The organism is Thalassotalea sp. LPB0316 (assembly GCF_014898095.1).
In the GTDB taxonomy this organism is placed as follows: Bacteria; Pseudomonadota; Gammaproteobacteria; order Enterobacterales; family Alteromonadaceae; genus Thalassotalea_G.
Map to the genome: position 1 here is coordinate 1,694,234 of NZ_CP062946.1, position 11,908 is coordinate 1,706,141.

Annotated in this window: 10 protein-coding genes; 7 read left to right on the forward strand and 3 right to left on the reverse strand. The window is 41.7% G+C overall.

Annotation, left to right across the window (positions count from 1 at the left end):
- Nucleotides 1-13: 13 nt before the first annotated feature.
- Nucleotides 14-1,948, reverse strand: coding sequence for a PrkA family serine protein kinase (locus tag LP316_RS07510; protein ID WP_193023699.1), 1,935 nt, complete (start codon nt 1,946-1,948; stop codon nt 14-16).
- 544 nt (nt 1,949-2,492) lie between these two features.
- Here LP316_RS07510 and LP316_RS07515 point away from each other — a divergent pair.
- The 3 genes from LP316_RS07515 to LP316_RS07525 are packed head-to-tail and all read left to right on the forward strand — an operon-like array spanning nt 2,493 to nt 5,723.
- Nucleotides 2,493-4,112 (forward strand): methyl-accepting chemotaxis protein, encoded by a 1,620-nt coding sequence (locus LP316_RS07515; protein ID WP_193023700.1) that lies wholly within the window; start codon nt 2,493-2,495, stop codon nt 4,110-4,112.
- Nucleotides 4,113-4,157: 45 nt separating this feature from the next.
- The gene (locus LP316_RS07520; protein WP_193023701.1) at nt 4,158-5,297 is read left to right on the forward strand and encodes a hypothetical protein; all 1,140 of its coding nucleotides are present in this window, start codon (nt 4,158-4,160) and stop codon (nt 5,295-5,297) included.
- 9 nt (nt 5,298-5,306) lie between these two features.
- On the forward strand, nt 5,307-5,723 hold the full coding sequence (locus tag LP316_RS07525) for a substrate-binding domain-containing protein (RefSeq protein WP_193023702.1): 417 nt from the start codon (nt 5,307-5,309) through the stop codon (nt 5,721-5,723).
- A gap of 80 nt (nt 5,724-5,803) precedes the next feature.
- Here LP316_RS07525 and sodB read toward each other — a convergent pair whose 3' ends face one another.
- Nucleotides 5,804-6,388: a superoxide dismutase [Fe] gene (gene sodB / locus LP316_RS07530; RefSeq protein ID WP_193023703.1), complete on the reverse strand. Its 585-nt coding sequence runs from the start codon at nt 6,386-6,388 to the stop codon at nt 5,804-5,806.
- 250 nt (nt 6,389-6,638) lie between these two features.
- On the opposite strand from sodB, the gene grxD reads away from it, so the two are divergent.
- Both grxD and LP316_RS07540 read left to right on the forward strand, forming a co-directional pair.
- Nucleotides 6,639-6,971, forward strand: coding sequence for a Grx4 family monothiol glutaredoxin (grxD, locus tag LP316_RS07535; protein ID WP_319020989.1), 333 nt, complete (start codon nt 6,639-6,641; stop codon nt 6,969-6,971).
- A 109-nt stretch (nt 6,972-7,080) separates the two neighbouring features.
- Entirely contained in the window at nt 7,081-7,686 is a 606-nt protein-coding gene (locus LP316_RS07540) for a peroxiredoxin (RefSeq protein WP_193023704.1), read from the forward strand.
- 532 nt (nt 7,687-8,218) lie between these two features.
- Here LP316_RS07540 and rnt read toward each other — a convergent pair.
- Complete coding sequence (gene rnt / locus LP316_RS07545) at nt 8,219-8,941, reverse strand: ribonuclease T (RefSeq protein WP_193023705.1); 723 nt, start codon at nt 8,939-8,941, stop codon at nt 8,219-8,221.
- Between the two features lie 149 nt (nt 8,942-9,090).
- Between rnt and LP316_RS07550 the strand changes: the two genes are divergently transcribed.
- Nucleotides 9,091-9,960: a flagellar protein MotY gene (locus LP316_RS07550; protein ID WP_319020990.1), complete on the forward strand. Its 870-nt coding sequence runs from the start codon at nt 9,091-9,093 to the stop codon at nt 9,958-9,960.
- A 109-nt stretch (nt 9,961-10,069) separates the two neighbouring features.
- A complete protein-coding gene (locus LP316_RS07555) occupies nt 10,070-11,893 on the forward strand; it encodes a M1 family metallopeptidase (protein WP_193023844.1) in 1,824 nt (607 codons plus the stop codon).
- Nucleotides 11,894-11,908 lie beyond the last annotated feature (15 nt).

Below are 11,908 nucleotides of genomic sequence, written 5' to 3' on the forward strand. Positions count from 1 at the left end.
GCACCTCCTCGCTCTAGGTCGACTTCCGCACCCTTAAATACCACTCAGACAATAGTCTAACTTGTTTTTGGGTATAGCCTTTGTCCATCATCCGCTCAACAAAATTGTCATGTTTTTTCTGATCTTCAGACGAGGTCTTGGTGTTGAAGGAAATAACAGGCAAGAGGTCTTCTGTATTAGAGAACATTTTCTTCTCAATGACCGACTTGAGTTTTTCGTAACTTGTCCAGTTGGGATTTTGACCGTTGTTATTGGCTTTCGCTCGCAAGACAAAATTAACGATTTCATTTCGAAAATCTTTCGGGTTGCTAATACCAGCAGGTTTCTCTATTTTCTCAAGTTCGTTGTTTAAGGCTGCACGGTCAAATAACTGGCCTGTTTCCGTGTCGCGATACTCTTGATCTTGGATCCAAAAGTCAGCGTAAGTGACATAACGGTCGAAAATATTTTGTCCATACTCGGAATACGACTCTAAATATGCCGTTTGGATTTCTTTACCGATAAAGTCAATGTATTCGGGAATTAAGAACTCTTTGATAAAATTTAAATACTTTTCAGCGGTTTCTTGGGGTAATTGTTCACGTTCTATTTGTTGTTCAAGCACATAGAATAAGTGGACAGGATTAGCTGCTACCTCCATATGGTCAAAGTTAAATACACGCGAAAGGATCTTAAACGCAAACCGAGTCGATAAGCCAGACATGCCTTCATCAACCCCTGCAAAATCACGGTACTCTTGATATGACTTAGCCTTAGGATCTGTATCTTTTAAGCTCTCGCCGTCATACACCCGCATCTTAGAATAGATACTTGAGTTTTCTGGTGTTTTTAATCGAGATAAAACACTAAACTTTGCCAATGTTTCAAGTGTATCAGGCGCGCATTGCGCTTGGTTAAGTTCACTGTTTTCAATCAGCTTTTTGTAGATTTTGACCTCTTCGGTGACGCGCATACAATACGGTACTTTGACGATGTAAACGCGGTCGAGGAAGGCTTCGTTGTTCTTGTTGTTGCGAAACGTTTGCCATTCTGATTCGTTTGAGTGAGCGAGAATAATACCGTCAAATGGCAGTGCAGAAAGCCCTTCTGTTGGGTTGTAGTTGCCTTCTTGGGTTGCGGTTAACAAGGGGTGCAGTACTTTAATCGGCGCTTTAAACATTTCGACAAACTCCATCAACCCTTGGTTTGCTCGGCAAAGCGCGCCAGAGTAACTGTAAGCATCGGCATCGTTTTGCGCAAAGTGTTCGAGTTGACGAATGTCAACTTTACCGACTAATGAAGAAATGTCTTGGTTGTTGTCATCCCCTGGCTCGGTTTTGGCGATAGCAATTTGATCGAGGATAGAAGGGTAGACTTTAACCACTTCAAATTGAGCGATATCACCCTTGAATTCGTGTAAACGCTTAGCTGCCCATGGCGACATAATCGTTTTTAAATATCGCTTAGGTACCTTGTACTCTTCCTGCAGTATTTTGCCGTCAGCATCAGCATCGAATAGGCAAAACGGGTGGTCGTTTAACGGACTGCACACGCCATTAGCACTGAGCACGTATATTGGTTCTTGCTGCATCAGGGCTTTTAGCTTTTCAGCCAAAGACGACTTACCACCACCTACTGGGCCGAGCAAATAGAGGATTTGTTTTTGCTCTTCCAAGCCTTGTGAGGCGTGAGTAAGATAAGAAACAATTTGCTCAATTGCCTCCTCCATACCGTAAAACTCAGAGAATGCGGGGTATCTAGCAATGACGCGATTTGAGAAAATTCGACTCAAGCGAGCATCAGTTGAGGTGTCAATCATTTCTGGCTCACCGATGGCGTGCAATAATCGCTGCGCCGCACTCGCATAAGCCATTGGGTTATCGCTACATATATCTAGAAATTGTTGAATGCTGTAACGCTCTTCAAGCGCCTCGTCGTAACGCGTTTTAAAATGTTGAAAAATAGACATATCCCCTCCAACGTTTTTAGCAAAATAGGTTTGACCGTAGCGAGTCGACATGATTACCGCTATCGCGCTAACTATATTTTGCTTAACCCTGGCAACTCATCGTCAGTGACTTATTGAGAAACTAGTGAAAGCTAAACACGCTCTGCTCAACCTAGAAAACAAGAGACCTAATTTAAGCCTAGTTGGTTTAGTCAATTTTTCGAGTGCTTTTGTGAAAATGTTACAAAAGCTTCTGTGAGTTGTTGCACTAGATTAGTAGATAAGTCATTGCGAATTATTGCCATTTACATCATTAACGATCGCTTAACGCTATGTTGTTTAGCGTATTTCACAAAGGCAGTAGAGGATATTTTGATGGCGTGATTTACCACTTTATGCCGTTTATGTGTTTTGAAATATTCTTGACTTTGCAAAGGGCAAGGCCAGTTATTCCATTATTTTTATTAAACTGTCCTATAGTTGTATAAAAAATAAGGCATTTTTTGAGATGTTTCCTAAACTTAAGAAAACATAACTATTTAGCTACCAGGTGAGAAGATAACTTATGAATTGGTTTAGTTCATTATCGATACAAATAAAAATACTCGTCATACCGGTTGTTGGAGCCATCGGGTTTTGTATTTATTTAATGACCAGTTTAGTGACAATGTCACAAACTCAGTCGTTATTGACCAATGCCTACAAGGTCGAGTTTCGGTTGCTAACTGCAGCAGAATCTGCGTTGGTCGGCTTAGATAAGATCAAAGAAACGCTCGCCAATGCTGCGACTATGGGGGAATCAGAGCTCGTTGATAAGGCGCAAGAAACAGCAACCGAAATCAATGATGAGTTGTTAGCCGTCGCGTCACTGGATCCTGACAGTGGACGTTTTGTTAGAGCTTGGTTAGCTGATTTTGACGATTATCTTAAGCAAGCGAGTCAATTGAGTAATCAAATGATTAATGGCACGGCCGATTTTGACAAGTTAGCCGATAATGCTGCGAAAATTAACAACCAATTTGAATCAGTTAAACAAGATGTCAAAAACTTTCAATCTGCGCGTTTGGCATCTTTTAATCAAGCTTTTGAGTCGGTAGTTGATAAAACTGAGTCGACAGCTCAAACGGGGATCGTTATCGGTATTGTCACGATTGCGGTCTTGTTCGCGGTGGCAATCCCTATCTCGTTAATTACCAAGCGTAGTCTAGCTGAACTGATTGCTTCGATGAAAGATATTGCCCAAGAAAATGGCGATCTAACGGTTCGAATAAAAACGCAAAGCCAAGATGAAATTGGCGAACTCGTGCATTGGTTTAATAGCTTCATTGAGAAGTTACAGAAAGTCATCAAGAATGTCGTTGATACAGCTGGTCCAGTTGCCGACACCGCACATCGCATTCAAGGTTTATCAAACCAAACCATAGCATCGTTCGAAAAGCAAAGTAGTGCCGTTGTTCAGTCTCGTCAATCTGTACAGGAAATGAGCCATTCAGTAGCTGATATTACGCGCAATGCTGCAGATGCCGCTGATGCTGCTAACAACGCAAATAACGAGGCGGAACAGGGCCGTGAAGTTGTCCAGCAAACTGTTGATGGTATTAAAGATTTAGAAACTACGGTAACAAGTGCCGCAGAGACTATTAATCAACTCCAAGAAGATACCAACCGCGTAAATGTGGTACTTGACGTGATCAAAGGGATTGCCGAGCAAACTAACTTACTTGCGTTAAACGCCGCGATTGAGGCTGCACGTGCCGGTGAGCAGGGCAGAGGCTTTGCCGTTGTTGCTGATGAAGTTCGCAACTTGGCCTCGAGAACACAAGAGTCAACCGAAGAAATCAACCAAATGCTTGAACAGTTGCAATCTGCAGCGGGTAAAGCAGTAGAAATGATGGATAGCTCACGCTCACGCGTTGAAGCATCTGTTGAAAGTGCGAATCAAGCCGGTGATCGCCTCACCGTGATCACAAGCACGGTTAATACTATTTCAGATATGAACGGTGCAATTGCTGTTGCAACAGAGCAACAAAACACCGTTGCTGGTTTGATGGTTGAACAAGTTGAAGACATTCAACACTGCGCCGACGAAGCGTCGACAGCATCAAATGAAATAGCTTCGGTGTCTAATCAATTAAACGAGCTAGCCGCAGAGTTAGCAGATGTGACCTCTAAATTTAAAGTATAAACTCAATTACATGAAATAACGCCAATTATGGCGGGGAGAGCAAGTATGAAAACAAAATTAAGTGCGCTAGCAATAGCAACACTTATATCGACATCCGCAAATGCTGTCGACATTAATTGGAATGGTTTTGCCTCTATTGTCGCAGGCCAAACCTTATCGAGTGGCGATTCAGTTTACGGTTTTGATGATGATATAAGTTTTGATAAAGGCTCGTTGATTGCATTACAAGCCAGTGCCGATTTAGGTAGTGGCTTAGGGGTAACCGCGCAATTACTAGCAAAAGGTGATAATGATTGGGATCCTGATTTTGCTTGGGCCTATTTAAGTTATGATTTCAATGATAACTTACGTATGTTAGTTGGGCGCCAAAGGGCACCATTTTACATGTATTCAGACTTTTTAGATGTATCTTATGCTTACCCTTGGATTACACCACCAGAAGGCGTTTATAGCTTGCCATTTGATACCTTTGATGGCGTTGGTTTTATCTACACGGCTGCTTTAGGTAGTTTTGATACGACAACTCACTTTACTTATGGCTCCAATGATAATGAAGCTGTTATTGCAGGTGATGTTGTTAAACCTAACTTCGATGACATTGCAGCATTGTCTTTTACTGCTTCAAGAGACTGGTTTACCTTTCGGGTGGCATATGCTGTTGCTACATCGACAATCCCTGTAGCTGGAGTAGATGCATTAGCAGCAGGCTGGAGTCAAACGCCGTTTGCCAGCATTGGCGATCTGTTAAAAGTAGAGAATGACGATGGTAAGTTCTTAGAGGTAGGTTTTCAGATCGATTACAACGACTGGTTAGTTAATGCTGAATATACAGAGATTGATGCTGGCGATAACTTCCTAAATAATAATGACTCATATTACGTTATGCTAGGTAAACGCGTTAATAGCGTGACTTATCACTTTACTGTTGGTAAAGATAATAACGATGGGGTTATTTTAACAAATGATGTTCCTGTTGGGGTTGATCCTACACTCGACTTTTTAATCGCCAATACCAATGGCGCTACGCAGTCGCAAAAAGAAGATACCATGTTCTATACACTTGGAGCTAGATGGGATTTTCACGATTCAGCTGCGTTGAAGTTTGAGTATACAGACTTTTCTGATGATCTTGACTCAAATGGTGATGCGAGCTTATTGCGTATGGCCTTAGTCACGGTATTTTAGGAGGAAGTTATGAATAAATTATTCTCGAGTTTAATCGCTGTTACGCTTGTTTTTTCCTCTAATGTGCTTGCCGAAGTAGCGGTAATTGTTGGCGCATCTAATGGCAATAGCGTTGCTGCAGATGACGTATCTCGGATATTCCTTGGTAAGATGAAAAAATTTGGTGACGGCAGTTCAATTACACCGGTTAACCTTGCTGCTGGCTCAGCAACACGTGATGCCTTTGAAAGCAATGCATTAGGTAAAAGCGCAAGCCAAGTAAAGGCATATTGGTCTAAACAGGTGTTTTCTGGTAAAGGCAAGCCGCCACAAGAGTTAGGCTCTGATGCGGATGTTGTTAGTTTTGTCAGTAGTACACCGGGTGCTATAGGCTATGTTGATGCCGGCAGTGTCGATGGCAGTGTCAAGGTAGTCGCGACTTTCTAAATCACTGCGATTTATCGTTAAAACTAAAACGGGGTTAAAGCGTTGCGCTTTAACCCCGTTTTTACATAGTTATTGGGAAATTAACCTGCGAAGTTTTGCTCAGCAAAATCCCAGTTAGCTAATGCCCAGAATGCTTCCATGTAGCTTGGACGTAGGTTGCGGTAATCGATGTAGTATGCGTGTTCCCATAAATCAACGGTGATTAATGGCGTAACGCCTTCTTCAGTTAATGGCGTAGCAGCGTTTGAAGTATTCACAATCGCTAGGCTACCGTCAGCATTTTTCACTAACCATGTCCAGCTTGAACCAAAGTTGTTGACAGCACTGTCGTTGAATTTAGCTTTGAATTCATCAAAAGAGCCAAACTGCGCATTGATTGCATCAGCTAAAGCACCTTTTGGCTCGCCACCAGCATTTGGTGCTAATGAGTTCCAGTAGAATGTGTGGTTCCAAATTTGAGCAGCATTGTTGAATACGCCACCTTCAGAAGTTTTTACGATGTCTTCTAAAGATTTGCCTGCGAAATCTGTACCTTCGATTAAGCCGTTAAGCTTTACCACGTAGGTGTTGTGGTGCTTACCGTAGTGGTACTCCAAAGTTTCTTTTGAAATGTGTGGCTCAAGTGCATCTTGAGCGTATGGTAACGCTGGTAATTCAATTGCCATTTTTCTCTCCAGGAATGGTTTATGTAATTTTGATCTTGAACAAAAGCAAAGAAACGGTTTGCTTTTGTTAAAAACCTAGTAAAATACTCAAGTTTTTAAAGATAAGCTTATTTTACTCATATTTGTGGGGTTTACCACAGGTTTTATCAAGACTGATTTGTTTTTTTATAGAAGATAAAAAAAATGATCTCGACTTGAAATTACACCGTAGCGTCACGATAACTTAATAAGCTAAACGATAGAGGTTATTATGGATACGATTGAACGTATTAAAGAACAGATTTCTCAAAACGCAATTTTATTGTACATGAAAGGCTCACCAAAATTACCGAGTTGTGGCTTTTCAGCTCAAGCTGCTCAGGCAATGATGTCTATCGGTGAAAAGTTTGCATACGTAGATATTTTACAAAACCCAGATATCCGTGCTGAGTTACCAAAATATGCTGACTGGCCAACGTTTCCACAGTTGTGGATCAACGGTGAATTAATCGGCGGCTGTGATATTATTTTGGAAATGTACCAACAAGGTGAGTTACAAGAGTTGGTGAAAGAAGCGGCTCAAGCCGATAGTGAAAACGCATAAAAATTTACATTGCTGTAGAATTTATTTTTTTAATCCGCATCTTAATGGATAGCTGGTTATTTAACAGTTTACTTTACACATAATATTTAAAAAAATATTGGAGAATAAAATGAGTGTATTAGTTGGTCGTCCTGCACCAGATTTTACCGCTGCTGCAGTGCTAGGTACTGGTGAAATCGTTGATTCGTTTACCCTAAGTGAAGCTATTAAAGGTAAAAAAGCGGTTGTATTTTTCTACCCGTTAGACTTCACTTTCGTTTGTCCTTCAGAGTTACTTGCTTTCGATCACCGCATGGAAGAATTCCAAGCTCGTGGTGTTGAAGTAATTGGTGTTTCTATCGATTCACAATTCTCTCACAATGCATGGCGCAATACGCCAGTTAACGAAGGTGGTATTGGTCCAGTTAAATACACTTTAGTTGCTGACGTTAAACACGAAATCTGTCAAGCATACGATGTTGAGCACCCAGAAGCAGGCGTTGCTTTCCGTGGTTCTTTCCTAATCGACGAAGAAGGCAATGTCCGTCACCAAGTCGTTAACGATTTACCATTAGGTCGTAACGTTGACGAAATGATCCGTATGGTTGACGCACTTCAATTCCACCAAGAGCACGGTGAAGTATGTCCTGCTGGTTGGAACAAAGGTGACGATGGTATGACTGCATCGCCTGAAGGTGTAGCATCTTACTTATCAGACAACGCTGACAAATTATAATTAATAAACATATAACGTAGTTTTTAATTAAAAAATTGTCTAATAAAAAGCCAGCATTATGCTGGCTTTTTTGTTTATTCGACCTAGACTTTTTGTTCGAAATCATACCAATTCATTATTTGAGAAGTTTCAAGATTGAATTGGTATTAAATGGAAGTCTCTTTGATTAAGGAATGATCATGAAATACTTACCAATTATATCTTTTGGTTTTTGTCTTTGGGCGGTGATAACTAACGCTCAAGCTATTGTGCTATTGCTTGCGGTTTTACTTTATTGTTGGGCGAGTGTTACAACAGTAAAGTACCACCTTTTTTATCGAACAAAACACCCGTTTGGCAAGCGCACAGTAAAAGCGCATTTACCCCACCTAATGTACGAATATCTGCCATTTTTTTATGGTTTTGTTGCTTTGACTTTAATTTATATCAGCCAACATGTTGCGATCACGCTATCAGCGATTGGCTTGATCGTGATTGGGTTGCGACATTTGCTATGTCGATTTCACAACCGGGTATTTCAACCCTCGAGGTTTTAGTCGCTGTTTGTGCCGCTGTTTGTTTCGTTGAGGGCATCGGGCATTGGCCAGCCTCCTAAGGCTTGCCACTTGTTAACTATGAAGCAGAAAAGCTCTGCGGTTCGTTCGGTATCATACAGCGCGCTGTGGGCTTCTTTGTTACAAAACTCAATATTTGCGATTTGACAAGCTTTAGCTAACACAGTGTGACCTAAAGCGAGTCCGGCAAGTGTTGCAGTATCAAAGCTGACAAACGGGTGAAATGGACTGCGTTTGATTTTAGTTCTTTCGGTGGCGGCATTGACAAAGCCTAAATCGAATGACGCATTGTGAGCGACCATGATCGCGCGTTGGCAACCTGCTAATTTCATCTTTTTGCGAATTAGCTTAAAAATGGTTTTAAGTGCCTCTGATTCTTCGACATTACCACGTAGTGGGTGGGTTGGGTCAATGCCGGTAAAAGCTAGGGCGGCGGGTTCAAGGTTGGCACCTTCAAACGGCTCTACATTAAAGCTAATACTCTCATCGAGCGACAACTCTCCCGTATCTTCATCCATTGATAAGGTGGTTGCTGCGATTTCTAATAAAGCGTCCGTTTGGGCGTTAAAGCCAGCAGTTTCAACATCGACAACGACCGGAAAATAGCCACGAAAGCGCTGAGCCAATAAAGACTTTGCTTTTTTATGACTGTCAGCATTTGAATCTGTATGATTTTCCGAGTGGGTGCTAGCTTGTGACATGAACTTGAGATAATGCAATAAAATAAAGGTACAATTATCTCAGAAAATTGGCCTGAAGCTAAGGCTTATTTCTATTTTTAAATAAAATTATATTAAAGTTAATGCGCTCTAAGCCGATATAATGACTGACGATTAACGATAGTGACTTGATGATGAAAATATTACCTTTTGCAGTAAGCGCACTAGTAACGGCTTTTTCTAGTCAGGCCATGGTGCGCCATTATGAGGCAGATCTTAACGACTCTAGCTGGCAACTCGCTGAAAATTCAAGGTTAAAATGCACGCTATCACACCAGATCCCAAATTATGGTGAAGCCGTTTTTTCTTCGGTTGCAAACCGACAAATGAATATGCAGTTTGAGCTTGATATGTTGCGTTTACCCGATACATATGGTGTAGCAGAGGTGCGTTCGTTACCACCGCGATGGAAGCCTGGGCATCGAGGTCGAGTGATTGCTCAAATGGATTTACACAAGCAGTTTTCACCGAGTTTAGAGAAGAAAGTTGCTTGGACCATGCTAAGTGAACTTGAGCAAGGCATGAATCCCAAAGTGTTCTATCAAGACTGGTATAACGACAATAACAAAGTAGCGGTTGGTTTATCACCAGCGCGCTTTTCAAAAGCCTATCAAGATTTTGTCGGCTGTCTTGGTAACCTGCTCAATTACAGCTTTGAAGATATAGCCTACACAGTGCTTAATTATGAACTTAACACTGACGAGTTAACGAAACCATCGAAAAAGCGCATTGCGATGATCACTGAGTATTTAGCGCTTGATCCCGAACTCGAGCTAGTGTTAATCGATGCATTTACTGATAGTTACGGTGGTCGTTGGCCAAACTTAAAGCTCGCAGAACGCCGCGCGGCAAAAATCCAGCAGTATTTTGTTGAGGCTGGCATCGACGTCGATCGAATTACTGCAACGGGGTATGGTGAAAAACGTCACATCGCTTCAAACCAAAGCGTCATTGGCCGAGAGCAAAATAGACGTGTAGTCATTAGAATGGATAAACCCTAGATACCTAGAAACACAAAGAATAAACCATAAATCTATTGAACAGGTCTAAAGGTTGTGACAACCTTTAGACCTTTTTATTTGTCGGAGAAAAATCTTGTCTGTTACAAGAATGTTAGTTTTAGTGAGCTTATTGGTCTCTAGTTTAAGTTGGGCACAAGAAGATGCCTATACTTATGCCAATTATCAACAGGTCAAAGTGTCTCACTTATATTTAGATTTGATGGTTGATTTCGACAATAAGCAACTTGATGGATTTGCTGAGTTGTCACTGAATTGGTCAACCAATACCACTAAGGTAATCACCTTGGATACTCGAGATCTAGTGATCAAACATGCGATGGCTAAAACAGCAAATGGTCAATGGCAGTCTGTACCTTTTAGTCTAGGCGAATACGATGATGTTTTAGGGCAAAAGCTAACGCTAACGCCTAGCTTTCAAGCTAAAACAGTACGCATTTACTATCACTCAACCCCAAAAGCTTCAGGGTTACAATGGCTAACCCCTGCACAAACTGCGGGTAAACAGCAGCCGTTTATGTTTAGCCAGTCTCAGGCAATTCACGCACGTTCTTGGATGCCTATTCAAGATACGCCAAGCGTTCGCATGACTTACGACGCTCGCATTCAAACGCCAAAGCACCTATTGGCCGTGATGAGCGCAAATAATGAGCCAAGTACAGAGCGTGACGGTGATTATTATTTCAAAATGCCACAGGCTATCCCGCCTTATTTAATTGCCATTGCTGCCGGTGACTTAACGTTTAAAGCGATGAGTGAGCAAACCGGTATTTATGCCGAGCCAAGCGTTGTTGATTCGGCTGTGGCTGAGTTTGATGACACTCAACAGATGATTGATGAAACTGAGAAGTTATTTGGCAAATATCGTTGGGGTCGCTACGACTTGTTAATTTTACCGCCGAGCTTTCCTTTTGGTGGCATGGAAAATCCAAGACTATCATTTATTACGCCAACGGTGATCGCCGGTGATAAGAGTCTAGTTAACTTAATTGCTCATGAATTAGCCCATTCTTGGTCGGGTAATCTTGTGACCAATGAAACGTGGCGTGATTTGTGGTTAAATGAAGGATTCACAAGTTACGTTGAAAACCGCATTATGGAACAAGTATTTGGCCGTAAGCGGGCTATTATGGAGCAGTCGTTAGACACGCAAAGTTTAGGCTACGAATTAGCTGAACTTGCTCCAGGTGATACTCAGCTCTACATAGACTTAGCTGGACGAGATCCCGACGATGCCTTCTCTGGTGTTCCGTATATTAAAGGCCAACAATTTTTGGTTTATCTAGAGCAGCAATACGGCCGAGAAAAGTTCGACCAGTTTATTAAGCAGTATTTTGATGATCACGCATTTCAAAGTTTAGGTACTAAAGCTTTTGAACAATATCTCCTGAAAAACCTGATCAATAAATACCCAGGCGTGGTGACACAAAAGCAAGTTCACGAATGGATTTATGAACAAGGCCTGCCAGCATTTGCGCAAAAACCAACGAGTGACGCGTTTACCACAATCGATAAACAAATTTTCGATTTACTGAGCAATAAAATGACGCTTGAGCAGCTACCGACTCAAAACTGGACTGTTCATGAGTGGTTGCACTTTATCAATAATCTACCTTTAGACTTATCACTTGATTGGATGACTAAGCTAGATAACACCTATCAGTTAACGACCAGTAGTAACGCAGAGATAGCTCATGCTTGGTATTTGTTGTCTCTACGCGTTGGTTATCAGGAAATTTATCCTGCGATGGAAAACTACCTGATTGGTATTGGTCGCAGAAAACTCATTGTGCCGCTATATAAAACCTTAGCGCAAACACCAGAAGGTAAAGCGTGGGCTGCTAGCGTTTATCAAGTTGCACGACCTGGTTATCACCCGCTAGCCCAAGGTACGGTTGATAGCATATTGAAGTAGGGTTATACCAAGCGT